This is a genomic window from Streptomyces saintjeani, from assembly GCF_055409605.1.
This window is the reverse complement of sequence record NZ_CP189624.1, coordinates 2,024,100-2,041,767: the sequence shown is the minus strand read 5'-3', so window position 1 is coordinate 2,041,767 and position 17,668 is coordinate 2,024,100. Positions and strand designations below refer to the sequence as shown.

Below are 17,668 nucleotides of genomic sequence, written 5' to 3'. Positions count from 1 at the left end.
CAGGTCACCGCGTGGGCGTCAGTACGCCCGCCGCCGGCCCCGGAACCACATCAGGCCACCGCCGATGAGCAGCACCCCGGCCGCGCCGGCCCCGGCGGACGCCGCGATCAGCGTGTTGTTGTCCGTCTCCGAAGCCCCGGCAGGCTGGAGCGCGTTGCCGAGCTGGCTGCGGACGTCGTTGCCGCCGTCGACACCCTTCGCGACGGGACCGCGCGACCCCTCGGTCGGGAGAGCGACGTACGGGAAGGACTTCTCGAAGTTCTTGTCGTTCTTGTCGACCGCGTCGCCCAAGTCGTTCTTGGCGCCCACGAGTTCACCCTCGACGACCTGGAGGGCGGCGTCGATGACGTCGTCCGTGAGGCGACGCCCGTTCGGGAAGCCCGCGTTGTCGCCGTCGAGCACACCGAGCCGCTTGGGGCTGGCGGTCGGCTTGATGGACGTGTTGAGCCGCAGCTGCTCCGAAGGCGTCACGTACGGCGGCTGGTTGAGCCCCTTGACGCCCTTGAGGAACACGTCGACGAGGTCGTTGCGCGGCTCGGCCGGGGCCTTGATCTTGTAGATCGCCTCGATCAGCTTGGGCAGCTCGGGGTTGGTGACGTTCTTCAGGAACTGCCCGTCGTCCTTGGGCTGGGACGCGTTGAACTTGTCCTTGTCCTTGATGGGGTTGACGACCTCGTTCACCAGCGGGTTGCCGAGCCGGGAGACCTGCTCGAACTTGCCGCGGGCGTTCTTGCGCTGCGTCGTCGACCAGATACCGACGATCGGCTGGTGCGCCGCCTCGCGGATCATGTCGTTCGGCACCTGGAGGGCGATGGTGTTGACGTTGTAGCCCTTGAGGGTGTCGTTGCCGACCTCGGAGAGGTTCCCGCCGTACAGCAGGTCGAAGACGCGCAGGTCGAGGAAGAACGGGTCGTCGGCCTGGCCCGCGAAGGTCTTCGAGCCGTTGGACAGCTTGTAGATCGCCTGGTCGCGCAGCTTCGCGTAGTTCGGCATGGACGCCTTGCCGACGTTCGACGGCGCCACCGGGACATCGCTGGCGATCTTCGTCTCGTGCTGGACCTTGCCCTTCTTGAGCTTGATCAGCTCCAGGTCGTAGGTCTGCGTGACGTTCAGGTCCGGGTCTTCGAGGCTCTCGACCGCGCCGGTGTTGTAGAGGAACGTCTTCTTGTTCTTGACGTGCGTCTTGAACGTGTACCGGAACGTCAGGTCCTGGCGCGCGTCACCGTCGTTGTCGATGTTGAGGTCGTACTGCGCGTCCTCCGCGAACGGGAAGAAGTTCGGGCCGCCGGCCGGCTCCTCGAACGGGATCCAGTTCGCGACGAGCGTCGTGGTGTCCGGGTGGTCCGGGCTCACGAACGCGTACACGTCGGTGTTGTCGTACTGCGGGGTGCCGGAGATCAGCGGAGCTTCGCGGTGGCTGGAAGCGGCGGCGACCCCCGGTTCCAGCAGGGCCACCGAGGCGGCGGTGAGTCCGCCCGCGGCCAGCGCGCCACAGATCAGGGTCGCGATGCTCCTGCGCCCTGCGGCGCTCCGGAAGTTAGGTGTCGTCATGCCGTCCGTCCTGAGGTCCCAACTTGCTTGACGGACGGGTATACGGAGCGGGAGGGCTGTTCGGATTGGTCGATCCGAAAGTTTTTTATTTTTGCCCCCGACCCGCGTTTCGGGTCGTCAGATCCGTACTTCCACCGGAGGTGTGTGCGCGTGCGAGTGCCTGGTGTGACAGGACGGCCCGGCTGTGGCCGCGGAGAGGGGAACCGCATGGAGGCGGACGACCTGCTGGTGCTCGTGGCGCGAGGGGACCAGCGGGCCTTCGAGCAGTTGTACGGTCTGGTCTCCGGTCCGGTGTTCGGTCTCGTACGGCGCGTACTGCGCGATCCGTCGCAGTCGGAGGAGGTGGCTCAGGAAGTGCTGTTGGAGTGCTGGCGCTCGGCCGCCACCTTCGACCCCGCGCGCGGCAGCGCCCTGTCCTGGATCCTCACGCTCGCCCACCGCCGCGCCGTCGACCGGGTCCGCAGCGTACGCGCGGCCGGCGAACGCGAGCAGCGCGAGGCCCTGCGCACCCACCACCCCGCCTTCGACCAGGTCTCCGAGGAGGTCGAGGCGGGCATGGAGCGCGAATGGGTACGCCGCTGTCTCGGCCGGCTGACGACGCTCCAGCGCCAGTCCGTCACTCTCGCGTACTACGACGGCTACACGTACCGTGAAGTGGCCGAGCGGCTCTCCCTGCCGCTGGGCACGGTGAAGACGAGGATGCGCGACGGGCTCACGCGGCTGCGCAACTGCCTGGGAGGTGCCGCATGAGCGTCCTGAACCGTCTGCTGGGCAGAGGGGACCTCCACTCGCTGGCCGCCCCCTACGCCCTCGACGCACTGGACGGTGACGAGCGCCGCCGCTTCGAGAAACACCTGCGTACATGTACGTCCTGCGCCGCCGAGGTCCGTGAACTCGCCGAGGACGCCGTCCGGTTGGCGTGGTCGACGGCCGCGCCCGCGCCGGCCGCGATGCGCGACCGGGTGCTGGCCGCCGTACAGGTCACCCCGCAGGAGTCGGCGGGGGCGCGCGCTGTTCAGGAGCGCGCGCCTCAGCTTCCGCCGCACGTGTGGGGCGCGCAGCCGCCGCCCGGACGCTCCCGTGCTTCACGCGCTCCCCGCGCGCGCCGTCCGCTCTTCGCGCCGTTCGCCACCATCACGGCCGCCGCCGCGCTCGTCGTCGCCTCCCTCTTCGCGGTCCAAACCAGCCGGACGCAGGACCAGTTGGACGCCGCGCAGGACCGCGCGCGGGACATCGCGCAGGTGCTCTCCGCACCCGACGCCCGCGCCGGGAACGGCCGGGACGCGCAGGGCCGCAGCATCGGCGTCATCGCCTCCGCGTCGGAGGGCGACGCGATCGTCACGCTGCGCGGGTACGGCGGACTCGGAGGCGGCCAGGTGCATCAACTCTGGCTCATGCGGCCCGATGTGGAGCCCCGTTCGCTCGGACTCTTCGACGGCGACACGCCCTTGGTGGCGACGGGTCTCAGCTCCGACGCGACGTCACTCGCTGTGACGGTGGAGCCCGCCGGCGGGTCACCTCAGCCCACTTCGCAGCCAGTTGTCCAACTCGCCCTGAAATCGGTTGGATTCGGAGAGTAATCGCGGGGGAGTCGTCAACCCCCTTGCGGGGAAGGCTGATCCTGTGAACGCGATACACGCGTGACCCCAGGGGGAGATAGGGTTAACCTGCCCGGGGTCGGGTGGACTCGTACGGGTGGGGAGTGACGATGGAACAGATAACGATGCGCAGCAGGGCGAGGGTCCCTGCGATCACGTGCGGTAGCAGCGCGACCAGCTCGCGGCTCGACCGTCACCTCTCGGTGCTGGCGGGCCCCGCCATACCGCAGAGGGAGACCGTCGAGGCGACCTCGCTCATGCGTGAGCTGACCGCGCGCGACACCCGACACCAGCCCAGCGACCAGGGCCGCCGAGTGAGCCGCGTCTCGCTCTTCGCGCCGCTGCGCCGGCTCCGTCGCTCTCTCTTCGGGAGCCGCCGGCACTGACGGGCCCCTGTTCAGGCGGCCCACCACACCGCCGTGTCCCCCGCCGCAGTCCGTCATCCCCACGGCCGCGGCGGTGTCCGGCGCACTCACCCGGGCGCGGGCTCCCGACTCCCGCTCCCTCGACTCCCGTACCCGCTCGTCCGGTTATGTCGCGAACCGCCGAAGATCCCCCGGCTTCGGCGGTCCACCACCCCGTTCACCTCACCGCTGGGCGCGCGCGTACCGCCGTACTGCCGCCGGCGCGAAGACACCGATCAGCAGGGCGCACCACAGCAGGGAACCCGCGACCGGATGCGCCACCGGCCAGGCCGCGCCCTCGGGCACGGGCGCGTTGCCGAACAGGTCGCGCAGGGCCGTCGTCAGCGCGCTGATCGGGTTCCACTCGGCGATCGTGCGCAGCCAGCCCGGCAGGTTGTCGGTCGGGATGTAGGCGTTGGACAGCAGCGGCAGCATGAACGTGGCGCTGCCGAGCTGACCCGCGGCCTCCTCGCTGCGCGAGAGCAGCCCGAGGAAGACGCCCACCCAGGTGCAGGCGAACCGGAACAGCAGCAGCAGCGCCAGAGCGCCGGCCGCAGCGGGCGCCGAGCCCTCGACCCGCCAGCCCACCGCCAGCGCCACCAGCAGGAACGGCACGGTCCCGGCCGCCGTGACGACCAGGTCGGCCACCGCCTGCCCGAGCGGCACCGCCGCCCGGCTCACCGGCAGGGTCCGCAGCCGGTCCGTCACCCCGCGGTGGACGTCCTGGGCCGCCTGGAACATCCCCGTCATGATCCCGTTCGCCGCGGTCGCCACCAGCAGCCCGGGCACGAGGACGGAACGGTACTGCGCGCCGGGCATCGCCAGCGCGCTGCCGAAGACGTAGCCGAAGAAGAGCAGCATCGTGATCGGCATCGTCTGGGTCAGGATCACCAGCGCCGGGTTGTTGCGGACCCGCAGCAGCTGACGGCCGAGCATGGCCGTCCCGTCGTACCGGAGCGTGGTCGCGGTCATGCCGCCCTGCCTTCCTGAACGCTGTCCGTGAGGCGCAGGAACGCCTCGTCGAGGGTCGGTGGTCGCAGGCTCGCGTCGAGCAACGGCACGCCCGCCGCGTCGAGTTCGCGCACCAGGCGGGGGAGGGTGAGCGTGGTGTCGCGGGTGACCGCGCCGACCGCGCCGCGCTCGTGGTCGAACACCGGTTCACCGCCGGTCAGTTGGTCGAGCACGGCGGCGGCCTTCACGAGCAGGTCCGGATCGGCGACGATGGCCTCGGCGTACGTGCCGACAACCGCCTTGAGTTCGGCGGGTGTTCCGGTCCGCGCGACCCGTCCCCGGTCGACCAGGGCGATGGTGTCGGCGAGTTGGTCCGCCTCCTCCAGGTACTGCGTGGTGAGCAGCACGGTGGTGCCCTGTCGCCGCACCTCCTGTACGGCGTCCCAGACGTCGTTCCTGCTGGCCGGGTCCAGGCCGGTGGTCGGCTCGTCGAGGAAGAGCACGGCCGGGCGGCGGACCAGGCTCGCCGCGAGGTCGAGGCGGCGCAGCATCCCGCCCGAGTAGGTGGACGCCGGCCGGTCGGCGGCCTCGGTGAGGCCGAACCGTTCCAGCAGGTCGGCGGCGCGCTCTCCCGGCCCCGGCACCCGGTGCAGGCGGGCGAACAGGCGTAGGTTCTGCCGGCCGGTGAGATCGCCGTCCACCGATGTGCTCTGCCCGGTCACGCCGATGGCGCGCCGTACGGCGGCGGCCTCCCGTGCGAGGTCGTGCCCCGCCACGCGCGCGGACCCGGCGTCGGGCCGCAGCAGGGTCGTCAACAGGCGTACGGCCGTCGTCTTGCCGGCCCCGTTCGGGCCCAGGACGCCGCAGACCGTGCCCTCGGGGACGGCCAGATCGAGCCCCCGGACGGCGTGGACCTCGCCGAACCGCTTCTCCAGACCTTCACTAAGTACAGCGTACGTAGAAGTCATGGCCCGACCATAGCGCACTACGTACGGTGTACGTAACTACGATGGGGGGCGAGGTGATGATCGATGGCGGGCCGTCCGTCCGTACCCGAAGTGATCTGGACCCGTCCCGAGCGGACCGGCCGGGGGCCCCGGCCCGCGTTCACGCGCGCCGACATCGCGGCGGCGGCCGTCCGCATCGCCGACGCGCGGGGGCTCGACGAGGTCTCCATGCGGCACGTCGCCGCCGAACTGGGCTGCGGGACCATGTCGTTGTACAACTACGTCCCCCGCAAGGAGGACCTGTACGAGCTGATGATGGACGCGGTCAGCGGCGAGCACGAGCTGTGGGAGCCGAGCGGTGACTGGCGGGCCGACATGCTCCGCGTCGGGCGCCAGACGCGCGCGCTGATGCTCCGCCACCCCTGGCTGCCCCGCCTGATGTCGGCGTCCTACGGCTTCAGCCCCAACGCCCTGCGCTACCTGGAACACTGCCTGACCTGCCTGGACCCGCTGACCGGGATGGCGTACGGCATGAAGATGCAGCTCGTCGCGATGATCAACGGCGTGGTCACCGTCTACGTGTCGGGCGAGCTGGCCACCGCCGAGCGGACACGGTCGCTGCCCTGGTCCGAGGAGGAGGAGAACGCCGTGCGGATCGCCTATCTGGGGGCGCAGGTGATGAGCGGGAAGTATCCGCGGATGGCCGCCGCGTTCACGGAGGATGCGGGGCCGATCGATATGGAGGCGGTGTTCGAGGAGGCGTTGCGGCGGGTGCTGGACGGGTTCGTACCCAGGGGGTAGGGCCAGGGCTCGTACTTAGGGGTTGAGGCGGGTCTCGTACCCCGGGGCTACAGCAGGGTGAACTGCCCTGCCGGGCCCTCCTCCTGGTGGTCCAGGACCGAGGCGGGGCGGCGGGAGCGGGGTGGGGGCGGCAGGATGCCCGCAGAGTGGAGGTCCTTGATCCGGTGCTCCGCCGCGAACGGCTCGCGCAGCTCCGTCAGGAGTGTCAATACCGTGATCAGTTCCAGGAGTTCGGACGTCCACGGCTGGGGCCAGGTGCGGGGGCCGAGCGCGGACAGGGTGCCCTGCTCGCCCCGTTCGGTCCGTGCCGTGACCCACTGCTCCAGGACCCGGGCCTCGCCGTGCGTGAAGTCCCAGGCTTCCTGGGGGACCGGGGAGACCTTGCCCTCGTCGAGGTGGAGGGTCTGGTCCTCGGGGTCGTAGTGGACGTGCTGGGGGCGGGCCGGGATCGGGGCTCGGACGTAGGGGCGGCTGCCGCCGGGGAGTTTGGGGCGGTCACCGCCTCGGCGGTGCAGCCAGAGGATGCGGTGGCCTCTGCGGGTGCCCTCGGCCCAGACCTCGGGGTCGTCCGTGAGGGGGACCCGTAGCTCTGTGGGGGTAGTCGTCGCGAGGATCCAGGCGAGTACGTCCTCGGGGGTGGGGGATGCCTTGAGGTGAGCGGCGAGGTGGTCCAGGAGGCCGGGGGCCAGGTTGGGCTCCTGTCCTCCCGGGCGGCGGTACAGGGGTCGTACCCGGGTACGACCCAGGAGGGGCAGATGCGCGCCGGCCAGCAGTCCGTCCGGCGTCTCCACCAGGAACACCTGCCGCTCGTCCGCCACCCGCCACAACTCCGGCCGGGCCACGTCGATCAGCCGGTGGTCCGGGATCAGCCACTGCTCGTCGTACGGGGCGTACAGGACGCGCACCGGGGGCGGGCAGGGGCCTTCGGCGTGCGCGAGCCTGCCGGTGTCCGTGGCCTGCCCCGGCAGCTGGGTCACCGTCGAGTCCGGCGTCCGGCCCCGGGACGGCTCGAACAGCGCCGTCCGCTCGGCCCCTTCGGCCTTCAGCAGCACGCCCCACCGAGCCTTCAGGGCCCCTTCGTCCGGCCCGACCGGCCACCCCCGCCCCACCCGTGGCGGCCCAACGGCCCACGGCATGAGGTCACCGAGCAGCGGAGCGTCGTCGTGCGTCACGCAGGGCATGGTACGTCGGACTCGGCGCGGGCCGTAGAGGGGACATAGGGGTTCATGTCGCCTCGGGGGCGCGCACGAGGAGCTGGATCGCCTTCGCCGGGTGCCCGTTCATGGTGCGTACGGGGAGGGTGCGCGACCCGACGGCGTCGAACCCGGAGAGCGGGTGGGCGAGTTGCCCGGGGGAGTGATGGCGGCAGCGCGGACTTCATGGCCGGACGAGGCACCGGGCAACGGCACGTCCGCCGCGAACCGTGCCCCGGGGCATCCCCGTGGGCCGTGTTCACGGTGCGTCCAAGGTCACCGTGAACGAGAAGCGGTCCCCTCGATAGTGGATGACGGCGACGTCCAGGACTTGGCCCGACGTGTCGTACGTGATGCCCGTGTAGTGCAGGATCGGGCTGAGCAGCGGGACTTGGAGGAGGCGGGAGGTTTCCGGGTCCGCGAGGCGGGCCTCGATCGTGTCGGTGATGCGGGCGATGCCGGCGTGGGCGATGTCCCGGAGGACCTTGGTCATGGGGTGGCGGGTGAGGGCGTCCGGGGTGATGCGGGCGGCCAGCTCGGGGCGGAGCCAGTTGCGGGCGTGGTTGGTGGGTTCGCCCGTTCTCTCGTCGGAGCGGAGGCGGTGGTACGTCGCCAGTTCGCGCAAGTCCGGGAAGTGGGCGGCCAGTTCGGGCGGGACGGGGACCTCGCCGTGGTCCAGGAGCCGCGTGCGCATCCCCGACTGCTGGGCGACGATCGCGTCCACCGAGCCCAACAGGCGTACGGGCGTACCGCGTTGGGCGCTGGGTTCGATGAAGGTGCCCCGGCGGCGGTGGCGGGTGATGAGGCCCTCGGTCTCCAGCTCCTTGAGGGCCTGGCGCATCGTGAGGACGCTCACGCCGTAGTGGACCGCGAGTTGCTCCTCTGTGGGCAGGCGCAGGGGCGCGTCGGGTGAGCGGCCGAGGATCGAGGCGCGCAGCGACTGCGAAACCTGGTACCAGAGAGGGAGTTTGGCGTTGAGGGTGAGCGAGTCCGGGGCGAAGGAGGTCATGGCGCCGGCCGGAAACTCCGGTGCCCGGGACGGAAGTGCCGCTCCAGCCCCCGCCACACATCGTCGTACCGCTCCTGAAGACGCTCCCCGGCATGCGCCGCGAGCGTGATCGGCCAGCGCGTCTCGAACATGAACGCCAGCCCGTCGTCGAGACGTTGGGGCTTCAGCTCGGCGGCGCTCGCCCGCTCGTACGTCTCCCGGTCGGGCCCGTGCGCGGACATCATGTTGTGCAGCGACCCCCCGCCCGGCACGAAGCCGTCGGCCTTGGCGTCGTACGCCCCCTCGATCAGCCCCATGTACTCGCTCATCACGTTCCGATGGAAGTACGGCGGCCGGAACGTGTCCTCGCCGACCAGCCAACGCGGCGCGAACACCACGAAGTCGACGCCGGCGAGCCCCGGTGTGTCCGACGGCGACGTCAGCACCGTGAAGATCGACGGGTCGGGATGGTCGTACGAGATCGTCCCGATGACGTTGAAGCGCCGCAGGTCGTACACGTACGGCACGAGGTTGCCGTGCCAGGCGACGACGTCGAGCGGGGAGTGGCCGTACGTCGCCCGCCAGAGGTTGCCGCAGAACTTGTTGACGACCTCGACGGGACCTTCGACGTCCTCGTACGCGGCGGCCGGTGCCTTGAAGTCCCGTGGATTCGCCAGGCCGTTGGCGCCGATCGGGCCGAGGTCGGGGAGCCGGAAGGGGGCGCCGTAGTTCTCGCAGACGTACCCGCGGGCGGTCGCGTCGAGGAGGGTGACACGGAACCGTACGCCGCGCGGGACCAGCGCCATGTGCCCCGGTTCCGCGTGGAGTTGGCCGAACTCCGTGTGCAGCAGGAGACCGCCGCGCTCCGGGACGATCAGCAACTCCCCGTCCGCGTCGGAGAAGACGCGGTCCATGGAGGCGTTCGCGTGGTACAGGTGCACGGCCATCCCGGCGCGCTGCGTGACGTCGCCGTTGCCGCCGACCGTCCAGAGCCCGGCGAGGAAGTCGGTGCCGGGGGCGGGCTCCGGAAGGGGGTCCCAGCGCAGCCGGTTGGGGTCGGGGACGGCCTCCGTGAAGGGTCCCGTACGGATCGCGCCGTTGTCGGTCCGGGCGCACGCGGGGTGCGCGGCGCTCGGCCGGATCCGGTACAGCCACGAGCGCCGGTTGTGGGCGCGCGGCTCGGTGAACGCCGTACCGCTGAGCTGCTCCGCGTAGAGCCCGAGGGGGGCGCGCTGGGGGGAGTTGCGGCCCTCGGGGAGCGCGCCGGGCACTGCCTCCGAGCTGTGCTCGTTGCCGAAGCCGGTGAGGTACGTCAGTCCCTCCGCGGTCTTGCGCGCGTCCGTGGCCATCGTCGCTCCCTCGCGTCCGAATCCTCTGTATCACCGTAGGAATGAAAGGACCGGCTCGCAAGGGGTACCCGTGTAGTCCTCTGGTAGGACGATCACGGGGGGACGAGAACCAGACCTCAGGGGGATTCGGGCGCCGGAGCGCTGTTCTAGGCTCACGGCATGTCGTGGACGCGTGGGTTTCTCGCCGCGCTCGCGGTCTGTGTCCTGCTGCCGACCGGACTCGCGGGCTGCGGGTCCGGTGCCGGCTCCGAACAGGGAGACGGGAAGAGCGGGGCGTCGACCGCCCCTGCCGGAAAACTCCTGGACGACACGGACGAGGCGGGCCGCCGGTACCGGGAGGTCGGCAGCAAGGGGGCGCCCTGGGTGGGCGTCCAGGTCGAACCGGACTCCGACGGGAGCTGGGATGTGCGGCTCACGCTGCGCAACTTCCGCTTCTCCCCCCAGGGGAGCGCCGCGCGGGCCGTCGAGGGCCGGGGGGCCGCGCGCCTGTACGTCGACGAGAAGCCGCTCGCCGAACTGCGCACCCCGAGGTACCGCATCGGCGTGGGCTACCTGCCGCACGGCACCCACCACGTCACGGCCCGGCTGTACGCGGACGACGGCACGGTGTGGGCGGTGGACGGCAAGGCGGTACAGAGCACGGCGGACATCACGGCATCGGAGCCGGAGGAATCGCCGGGGGCGTCGGGGCCGGCGTCGCCTTCGGGCTCGGCGTCGCCGACGAGGGTCGCGCTGGGGGCGTGGGGCGCGGCGGACACCGCGGTGGGCTCGGCGGGCGCAGGCGTGGGTGTCGCGGCGGGTCGGCCGGGCGCGGGAGTCGTCGGCGCCGGGGCGGGGCAAGGTGCCCCGGGCCTCCCGACGGCAGCCTCGGGCGCGCCGTTCCCGACGGCCGCGGTCGCCTCGTACCCCTACCCGTACTCCCCGTACGCCTCCCTCGTCGTGCACACCCCCTCCAGGAGCCCCCGGTCCCTCTCCGGTACTACGGCGGTAGCCTCTAGCACCTCCGCGGAGCCGAGCGCGGTCGGCAGCCCGTTCCGTCCCGAGGAGCGGGGTACCCCGGCCACCGGCGGAAAGGCATCATGAACTCCGTGCCCCAAGCGACATCGCTGCGCCGCGCGCCCGTCCAGCGCCGGAGTGCGGAACGGCTGACCAGGATCCTCGACGCGTGCGCGGACCTCCTCGACGAGGTGGGCTACGACGACCTCTCCACGCGGGCCGTCGCCCAGCGGGCCGGCGTGCCCATCGGCTCGGTGTACCGCTTCTTCGGGAACAAGCGGCAGATGGCCGACGCGCTGGCCCAGCGCAACCTTGAGAGGTACTCCACCCGGGTGACCGAGCGGCTCAAGCGGGCCGGCGCCGGGGACTGGCGGGCGGCGATGGACGCGGTGCTCGACGAGTACCTGGAGATGACCCGTACCGCCCCCGGCTTCTCCCTCGTCGACTTCGGCAACCAGATCCCGGTCGGCTCCCGGCACGCCGAGCCCAACACGCGCGTCGCCGACCGCCTGACGGAACTCCTCTCGGCGTACCTGGACCGGACGCCGGACGACGATCTGCGCCGGACGTTCCTGATCGCCGTCGAGACCGCCGACACCCTCGTCCACCTGGCCTTCCGCCTGTCCCCGGAGGGGGACGAGAGGGTGATCGACGAGACGCGGGAGCTGCTGCGGGCGTATCTGGCGAGGGTGCTGGACTGAGGGGCCGGGTCGGGCGTGCCGTATTGAGCACGCCGAGCCGGGGGCGTCGTAGTCCCCTCCCCCTCAAGGAGTAACTCCAAAGGACTCCCCGTAATACCTACCGGTCGGTACGCTCGGAGTAGTAGTACCTGCGTACTAGTACCCGCGTATCAGTACCCGCGCCGAAGCCGCCGCCCCTCCGGGAGGACCCGTGTCCCGAACCGCCCTGCGTGTCTGCCCCCTGTGCGAGGCCACCTGCGGTCTGACGCTCACGATCGAGGGGACCACGGTCACCCGGGCCCGGGGAGACCGGGACGACGTGTTCAGCAAGGGCTTCGTGTGCCCCAAGGGCGCGTCCTTCGGCGCGGTCGACGGCGACCCCGACCGGCTGCGGACACCGCTCGTCCGCAGGGACGGCGAGCTGCGGGAGGCCACCTGGACGGAGGCGTTCGACGCCGTGGCCGCCGGAGTGCGCGGCGCCGCCGAGCGGTACGGCGCCGACTCGGTCGGCGTGGTGCTCGGCAACCCCAACGTGCACACCGTCGCCGGCGCCCTCTACCCGCCCGTCCTGCTCGCCGGCCTCGGCACGCGCAGCTACTTCACCGCCTCGACGGTGGACCAGATGCCCAAGCACGTCTCCTCCGGCCTCCTCTTCGGCGACGCGAACGCCATCCCCGTCCCCGACCTCGACCGCACCGACCACCTCCTGCTGATCGGCGCCAACCCCCTTGAGTCCAACGGGAGTCTGTGCACGGCTCCCGACTTCCCGGGCCGCCTCAAGGCGCTGAAGGCACGCGGCGGCACCCTCGTCGTCATCGACCCGCGCCGCACCCGCACCGCGAAGCTCGCCGACCGCCACGTCCCGATCCGGCCGGGTACGGACGCCCTGCTGCTCGCGGCGATGGCGCACACCCTGTTCGCCGAAGACCTCGTGGAGACGGGGGAGTTGACCCCGCACCTCCAGGGCCTGGCCGAACTCCAAGGCGCCGTCGGCGAGTTCACCCCCGACGCCGTGGCCGCCGCCTGCGACGTCGACGCCGACACGATCCGCACCCTCGCCCGCGACCTCGCCGCCGCCCCGACTGCCGCCGTGTACGCGCGGATCGGGAGCTGCACGGTCCCGTACGGCACGCTCGCGAGCTGGCTCGTGGACGTCCTGAACATCCTCACCGGCAACCTCGACCGCGTCGGCGGCGCCCTCTTCCCCCAGGCGGCGACGGACAAGACGCCGCGTCCGGCGGGACCCAGTCACGGGTTCGCGCTGGGGAGGTGGCGGTCGCGGGTGAGCCAACATCCGGAGGCCAAGGGCGAGTTGCCGCTCTCCGCGCTGGCCGAGGAGATCGACACGGCGACGGCGCAGGGCGAGCCGATCCGCGCGCTGATCGCGGTCGCCGCGAACCCCGTACTGTCCGCCCCGGACGGCGACCGGCTCGACAAGGCCCTGGAATCCCTGGAGTTCATGGTCAGCGTCGACCCCTACCTCAACGAGACGTCCCGGCACGCCGACGTGATCCTGCCCCCGCCGCCGCCCTCGCAGAGCCCGCACCACGACTTCGCGCTCAACACCCTCGCGATCCGCGCCCAGGTCCGCTACAACCGGGCCGCGATCCCGCTGGAGCCCGGCCGCATGGCCGAGAGCGAGATCCTCGCGCGCCTCACTCTCGCCGCGACAGGCATGCACGGCGCCGACCCGTCCGCCGTCGACGACCTGGTGATCGCCCAGACCCTCGGCAAGGCCGTCAAGGAGACGCACTCCCCGGCGTACGGCCGCGACCCCAAGGACCTCGCCGATCAACTCACCGGCGAGAACGGCGTGGAGCGCCGCCTCGACCTGATGCTCCGCCTCGGCCCGTACGGCGACGGCTTCGGCGTACGGCCGGACGGCGTCACCCTGGAGAAGGTGCTCGCGCACCCGCACGGCATCGACCTCGGCCCCCTGCGCCCGCGTCTCCCGCAGCCGCTGAAGACGCGGAGCGGCAAGGTCGAGCTGTTCCCGGAGCCGATCGCCGCCGACCTCCCGCGACTTGTCCGCGCGATGGCCCAACTCCCCACGGGGCTCGTCCTCGTGGGCCGCCGCCACCTGCGCTCCAACAACAGCTGGATGCACAACGTGCCGCCCCTGACCGGCGGTTCGAACCGCTGCACCCTGCACCTGCACCCCGAGGACGCCGAACGCCTCGGTGTCACCGACGGCGGGTACGTCCGCGTGAAGGGCGCCGGGGGAGCGGTCACCGCACCCGTCGAGGTCACCGACTCGGTCCGGCGCGGCGTCGTCAGCCTCCCGCACGGCTGGGGCCACGACCGCCCCGGCACCCGCATGAGCCACGCGGCCCTCGATCCCGGCGTCAACGTCAACCAGCTCCTCGACGGCCGACTGCTGGACCCCCTGTCGGGGAACGCGGTCCTCAACGGCGTACCCGTCGAACTTGACCCGGTCCGCTGATACCCCACCAGTACTAGAGCTCTAGTACCTGACCAGGAGTTTTGCGCTTATTGCTCGCGTGTCAACGTCTTGTTAACACTCTCGCGCGCCACCTAACGTCGTCGCACCGCCAGCCCCCGGTGGGATGTTCAAGGGCGAACGTTAGGTATCCAACTCATGCTGACCATCCTCGGCTTCACCATGATCGCGACATTCCTTGTCCTGATCATGCTGAAGAAGATGTCGCCGATCGCGGCGCTCGTACTGATCCCCGCACTGTTCTGCGTGTTCGTCGGCAAGGGCGCCCACCTCGGCGACTACGTCATCGACGGCGTCACCGGCCTCGCCCCCACCGCGGCCATGCTCATGTTCGCGATCGTCTACTTCGGTGTGATGATCGACGTCGGCCTCTTCGACCCGATCGTGCGGGGCATCCTGAAGTTCTGCAAGGCCGACCCGCTCAGGATCGTCGTCGGTACGGCGATCCTCGCGGCGATCGTCTCCCTCGACGGCGACGGCTCCACGACCTTCATGATCACCGTCTCGGCGATGTACCCCCTCTACAAGCGGCTCAAGATGAGCCTCGTCGTGATGACCGGCGTCGCCGCCATGGCCAACGGCGTGATGAACACGCTGCCCTGGGGCGGCCCGACGGCCCGCGCGGCGACCGCGCTGAAGCTCGACGCGAGCGACATCTTCGTACCGATGATCCCGGCGCTGGCCGTCGGCCTGGTCTTCGTGTTCGCCCTCTCGTACGTCCTCGGCCGCCGCGAGCGTAAGCGGCTCGGTGTGCTGACGCTGGACGACGTGCTGGTCGAGGAGAAGACCACGGAGTCGGAGACGGTGCTGGTCGGCGCGGGTACTACGGGTACTACGGAGACCAAGGGCGCCGCCGGGGGTACTACGGGTATGACGGGGTCCACGGGCTCTGCCGGAGGTACTACGGGGTCCACGGGTGCGGCGGGCGGCGACGACAGCGACGAGGACGACGGCTTCCGGGTCCTCGACCCCGACCGCTCCACCCTGCGCCCCAAGCTGTACTGGTTCAACGCGCTCCTGACGGTCACCCTCCTCACCGCGATGATCATGGAGTGGCTGCCGATCCCGGTGCTGTTCCTGCTCGGCGCGGCCCTCGCCCTGACCGTCAACTTCCCGCACATGCCCGACCAGAAGGCCCGCCTCGCCGCCCACGCGGAGAACGTCCTCAACGTCTCCGGCATGGTCTTCGCCGCCGCCGTCTTCACCGGCGTCCTCAAGGGCACCGGCATGGTCGACCACATGGCGCGCTGGCTCGTCGACAACATCCCCGACGGCATGGGCCCCCACATGGCCTTCGTCACCGGCCTGTTGAGCCTCCCGCTCACCTACTTCATGTCCAACGACGGCTTCTACTTCGGCGTCCTCCCCGTCCTCGCCGAGGCCGGCCAGGCGCACGGCGTCTCCTCCCTGGAGATCGCCCGCGCCTCCCTCGTCGGCCAGCCGCTGCACATGTCCAGCCCGCTCGTCCCCGCCGTCTACGTCCTCGTCGGCATGGCGAAGGTCGAGTTCGGCGACCACACCCGGTTCGTCGTCAAGTGGGCCTGTCTCACCTGTCTGGTGATCCTCGCGGCGGGCATGCTCTTCGGGATCATCTAGTGCCGTGTCAGGCGACGTTTGCCCGTCAAGGAGCGGCGTCCGGTGCGGCGAGAGTGCGTGCCGGGCGTCGCGACGGGGCGAACGTCGCCTGACGCGGCACTAGCTCAGGACCCGGCTCAACCGGCTTGCACCTGGAGGTACTTGTGAGGCCCGGCGGGAACCGCGGCTGGCTGCTCAGGCTCGTCGTCGCCTTCTCCTTCGCGCAGGGCGCGGTGTCGATGGCCCGGCCCGCGGTCTCCTACCGGGCCCTCGCGCTGGGCGCCGACGAGCGGGCGGTCGGCGTCATCGCGGGGGTGTACGCGCTGCTGCCGCTCTTCGTCGCGGTCCCGCTGGGCCGCCGTACGGATCACGGGCGCTGCGCCCCGCTGCTGCCGGCCGGTGTGGTCCTGATCGCGGGCGGCTGCGCGATGAGCGGTGTCGCCGACTCCCTGTGGGCGATGGCCCTTTGGAGCGGCGTGATGGGGCTCGGGCACCTCAGCTTCGTCATCGGCGCGCAGTCGCTGGTGGCCCGGCAGTCCGCGCCGCACGAACAGGACCGCAACTTCGGGCACTTCACCATCGGCGCCTCCCTCGGCCAGCTCGCCGGGCCCGTCGCCGCCGGTGCCCTCATCGGCGGGGGCGACCTGGCCGGCACGAGCGCCCTCGCCCTCCTCGTCGCCGGGGCGGGCGGGGCCGTCGCGGTCAGCTCGCTGTGGCGGATCGAGGACCGGGCGACCGTCCCCAAGTCCCGTGCGCGGCAAGGCGATCGGGTGTCCGTGACGGGGATTCTGCGGACCCGGGGAGTGCCCGCCGGGATGCTCGTCAGCATGTCGGTGCTCTCCGCGACGGACATCCTCACCGCGTACCTCCCCGTCGTCGGCGAGAACCGCGGCATCTCCCCGTCGGCCGTCGGCCTCCTCCTCAGCCTGCGCGCCGCCGCCTCCATCGCCTGCCGCCTGATCCTCACCCCGCTGCTGCGGCTGCTGGGCCGCACGTGGCTCCTCACCCTGACCTGTCTGCTGGCCGCGCTGCTGTGTGCGGCGATCGCGATTCCCGTACCGGTGTGGGCACTTGGGGCGGTTCTCGCGGCGCTCGGCTTCTGCCTGGGCGTCGGCCAGCCCCTGTCGATGACGACGGTCGTCCAGGCGGCCCCCGCCTCCGCCCGCTCGACGGCGCTCGCGCTGCGCCTCACCGGCAACCGGCTCGCGCAGGTCGCTGCGCCCGCCGGGGCGGGGCTGATGGCCGGTGCCGCCGGGGTCGCCGCGCCGTTCCTGATGCTGGGGGTGCTGTTGCTGCTGTCGTCGGGGGTGGCGCTGCGGGCACCGGGACCTCCGGGGGACAGGGAGGGGGTACCCGAGGGGGAGGTACCTGAGAGGGACCGTTCTCCCCGGCGGCGAGACGCCTCTCGCTGAGCCGTAAGAGTGAGGACTGACGCCCCGTACGGCGGTGCTCCCGCCGATCGCGCATCTCATCGGCACAGGCTTCCGAAAAAGATGACAATCATCCGAATCGGAGGACTGTGTGACTCTCAGGTATCTCTCTCGTCCGTACCCCTCTCGTAGGGCCGCCGCCCTGACGGCCCTCGCCGCCACAGGTATGACACTCCTGGGAGCCACGGCCGCCGTCGCCGCACCCGGTGACAACGGCGACGTCAAGGTCCACATGGTGGACACCGCGGTCGCCGCCCATGCCAACCAGCCGAAGGTCTGCCGGTTCTACCTGGACGCCTTCAACTTCGACACCGCCCAGGGCATCGACTGGACGATCAAGCCCCAGGGCGGACAGTCCGGCACCACCGCCTCGCTCTCCGACTCCCTCACCCTCACGAACGGTGCGGGCGTCACCGAGAACCTGCTGCTGCCGACCGGGCAGTACAAGCTGACCTGGAAGATCGTCGGCGGCAACGGCGCGGGCAAGATGAAGGTCTTCAAGGTCGACTGCCCCGACACCCCGCCCACCAACCCGCCGAGCAGCCCGCCGCCGGGCGGTCCGGGCGGCCCCGGGGGTGGCCCCGGCGGACCCAACGGCGGTCCCCCGGCGGGCGGCGGCGGTCTCGCCAAGGCCGACGCCTTCAGCCCGCTGACCGGCGCGGCGGCCGTCGGCGTCACCGCGGTCGGCGCGATGGCCTGGTTCCGGCTCCGCCGCCGCCCGCACGGTGCCGCGTAGCTCCGGAG

Annotated in this window: 16 protein-coding genes; 10 read left to right on the top strand and 6 right to left on the bottom strand. The window is 71.3% G+C overall.

Annotation, left to right across the window (positions count from 1 at the left end; all coding sequences use genetic code 11):
- Positions 1-18 precede the first annotated feature (18 nt).
- The gene (locus ACQCO7_RS09060; protein ID WP_464071325.1) at positions 19-1,551 is read right to left on the bottom strand and encodes a DUF4331 domain-containing protein; all 1,533 of its coding nucleotides are present in this window, start codon (positions 1,549-1,551) and stop codon (positions 19-21) included.
- Positions 1,552-1,758: 207 nt separating this feature from the next.
- On the opposite strand from ACQCO7_RS09060, the gene ACQCO7_RS09055 reads away from it, so the two are divergent.
- The 3 genes from ACQCO7_RS09055 (at position 1,759) to ACQCO7_RS09045 (ending at position 3,535) form a co-directional block, all read left to right on the top strand.
- Positions 1,759-2,301 carry a sigma-70 family RNA polymerase sigma factor gene (locus ACQCO7_RS09055; protein ID WP_010354373.1) on the top strand — a complete coding sequence of 181 codons (543 nt, stop codon included), beginning with the start codon at positions 1,759-1,761 and terminating at the stop codon, positions 2,299-2,301.
- Positions 2,298-3,131: an anti-sigma factor gene (locus ACQCO7_RS09050; protein ID WP_464071324.1), complete on the top strand. Its 834-nt coding sequence runs from the start codon at positions 2,298-2,300 to the stop codon at positions 3,129-3,131. The genes ACQCO7_RS09055 and ACQCO7_RS09050 overlap by 4 nt, the downstream gene beginning before the upstream one ends.
- A 128-nt stretch (positions 3,132-3,259) precedes the next feature.
- Complete coding sequence (locus ACQCO7_RS09045; RefSeq protein ID WP_050368996.1) at positions 3,260-3,535, top strand: hypothetical protein; 276 nt, start codon at positions 3,260-3,262, stop codon at positions 3,533-3,535.
- Between the two features lie 201 nt (positions 3,536-3,736).
- On the opposite strand, the gene ACQCO7_RS09040 is transcribed toward ACQCO7_RS09045, so the two are convergent.
- On the bottom strand, positions 3,737-4,525 hold the full coding sequence (locus tag ACQCO7_RS09040; protein ID WP_464071323.1) for an ABC transporter permease: 789 nt from the start codon (positions 4,523-4,525) through the stop codon (positions 3,737-3,739).
- The gene (locus ACQCO7_RS09035; RefSeq protein ID WP_464071322.1) at positions 4,522-5,472 is read right to left on the bottom strand and encodes an ATP-binding cassette domain-containing protein; all 951 of its coding nucleotides are present in this window, start codon (positions 5,470-5,472) and stop codon (positions 4,522-4,524) included. The genes ACQCO7_RS09040 and ACQCO7_RS09035 overlap by 4 nt, the downstream gene beginning before the upstream one ends.
- A gap of 63 nt (positions 5,473-5,535) precedes the next feature.
- Between ACQCO7_RS09035 and ACQCO7_RS09030 the strand changes: the two genes are divergently transcribed.
- A complete protein-coding gene (locus tag ACQCO7_RS09030) occupies positions 5,536-6,252 on the top strand; it encodes a TetR/AcrR family transcriptional regulator C-terminal domain-containing protein (protein WP_464071321.1) in 717 nt (238 codons plus the stop codon).
- A 47-nt stretch (positions 6,253-6,299) separates the two neighbouring features.
- Here ACQCO7_RS09030 and ACQCO7_RS09025 read toward each other — a convergent pair whose 3' ends face one another.
- From ACQCO7_RS09025 to hmgA, 3 genes are all read right to left on the bottom strand, one after another.
- Positions 6,300-7,433 (bottom strand): type ISP restriction/modification enzyme, encoded by a 1,134-nt coding sequence (locus ACQCO7_RS09025; RefSeq protein ID WP_464071320.1) that lies wholly within the window; start codon positions 7,431-7,433, stop codon positions 6,300-6,302.
- 271 nt (positions 7,434-7,704) lie between these two features.
- Positions 7,705-8,454, bottom strand: a complete 750-nt coding sequence (locus ACQCO7_RS09020) for a GntR family transcriptional regulator (protein WP_464071319.1) — start codon at positions 8,452-8,454, stop codon at positions 7,705-7,707.
- Complete coding sequence (gene hmgA / locus ACQCO7_RS09015) at positions 8,451-9,782, bottom strand: homogentisate 1,2-dioxygenase (protein WP_464071318.1); 1,332 nt, start codon at positions 9,780-9,782, stop codon at positions 8,451-8,453. Before hmgA ends, ACQCO7_RS09020 begins: the two co-directional genes overlap by 4 nt.
- Positions 9,783-9,941: 159 nt before the next feature.
- Here hmgA and ACQCO7_RS09010 point away from each other — a divergent pair, with 159 nt between their 5' ends.
- From ACQCO7_RS09010 to ACQCO7_RS08985, 6 genes are all read left to right on the top strand, one after another.
- Positions 9,942-10,865, top strand: coding sequence for a nuclear transport factor 2 family protein (locus ACQCO7_RS09010; RefSeq protein WP_464071317.1), 924 nt, complete (start codon positions 9,942-9,944; stop codon positions 10,863-10,865).
- Entirely contained in the window at positions 10,862-11,479 is a 618-nt protein-coding gene (locus ACQCO7_RS09005; RefSeq protein ID WP_010354361.1) for a TetR/AcrR family transcriptional regulator, read from the top strand. Before ACQCO7_RS09010 ends, ACQCO7_RS09005 begins: the two co-directional genes overlap by 4 nt.
- 190 nt (positions 11,480-11,669) lie before the next feature.
- Positions 11,670-13,901 (top strand): molybdopterin oxidoreductase family protein, encoded by a 2,232-nt coding sequence (locus ACQCO7_RS09000; RefSeq protein WP_464071316.1) that lies wholly within the window; start codon positions 11,670-11,672, stop codon positions 13,899-13,901.
- 156 nt (positions 13,902-14,057) lie between these two features.
- Positions 14,058-15,515, top strand: coding sequence for a CitMHS family transporter (locus ACQCO7_RS08995; RefSeq protein WP_464071315.1), 1,458 nt, complete (start codon positions 14,058-14,060; stop codon positions 15,513-15,515).
- Positions 15,516-15,658: 143 nt separating this feature from the next.
- A complete protein-coding gene (locus tag ACQCO7_RS08990; protein ID WP_464071314.1) occupies positions 15,659-16,906 on the top strand; it encodes an MFS transporter in 1,248 nt (415 codons plus the stop codon).
- A 184-nt stretch (positions 16,907-17,090) separates the two neighbouring features.
- Entirely contained in the window at positions 17,091-17,660 is a 570-nt protein-coding gene (locus ACQCO7_RS08985; protein WP_464077181.1) for a hypothetical protein, read from the top strand.
- Positions 17,661-17,668 lie beyond the last annotated feature (8 nt).

Bases quoted from the DNA above. Each gene is read 5' to 3' on its own strand.
- ACQCO7_RS09060 (WP_464071325.1), bottom strand. From the start codon at position 1,551: ATGACGACACCTAACTTCCGGAGCGCCGCAGGGCGCAGGAGCATCGCG.
- ACQCO7_RS09055 (WP_010354373.1), top strand. From the start codon at position 1,759: ATGGAGGCGGACGACCTGCTGGTGCTCGTGGCGCGAGGGGACCAGCGG.
- ACQCO7_RS09050 (WP_464071324.1), top strand. From the start codon at position 2,298: ATGAGCGTCCTGAACCGTCTGCTGGGCAGAGGGGACCTCCACTCGCTG.
- ACQCO7_RS09045 (WP_050368996.1), top strand. From the start codon at position 3,260: ATGGAACAGATAACGATGCGCAGCAGGGCGAGGGTCCCTGCGATCACG.
- ACQCO7_RS09040 (WP_464071323.1), bottom strand. From the start codon at position 4,525: ATGACCGCGACCACGCTCCGGTACGACGGGACGGCCATGCTCGGCCGT.
- ACQCO7_RS09035 (WP_464071322.1), bottom strand. From the start codon at position 5,472: ATGACTTCTACGTACGCTGTACTTAGTGAAGGTCTGGAGAAGCGGTTC.
- ACQCO7_RS09030 (WP_464071321.1), top strand. From the start codon at position 5,536: ATGGCGGGCCGTCCGTCCGTACCCGAAGTGATCTGGACCCGTCCCGAG.
- ACQCO7_RS09025 (WP_464071320.1), bottom strand. From the start codon at position 7,433: ATGCCCTGCGTGACGCACGACGACGCTCCGCTGCTCGGTGACCTCATG.
- ACQCO7_RS09020 (WP_464071319.1), bottom strand. From the start codon at position 8,454: ATGACCTCCTTCGCCCCGGACTCGCTCACCCTCAACGCCAAACTCCCT.
- hmgA (WP_464071318.1), bottom strand. From the start codon at position 9,782: ATGGCCACGGACGCGCGCAAGACCGCGGAGGGACTGACGTACCTCACC.
- ACQCO7_RS09010 (WP_464071317.1), top strand. From the start codon at position 9,942: ATGTCGTGGACGCGTGGGTTTCTCGCCGCGCTCGCGGTCTGTGTCCTG.
- ACQCO7_RS09005 (WP_010354361.1), top strand. From the start codon at position 10,862: ATGAACTCCGTGCCCCAAGCGACATCGCTGCGCCGCGCGCCCGTCCAG.
- ACQCO7_RS08995 (WP_464071315.1), top strand. From the start codon at position 14,058: ATGCTGACCATCCTCGGCTTCACCATGATCGCGACATTCCTTGTCCTG.
- ACQCO7_RS08985 (WP_464077181.1), top strand. From the start codon at position 17,091: ATGACACTCCTGGGAGCCACGGCCGCCGTCGCCGCACCCGGTGACAAC.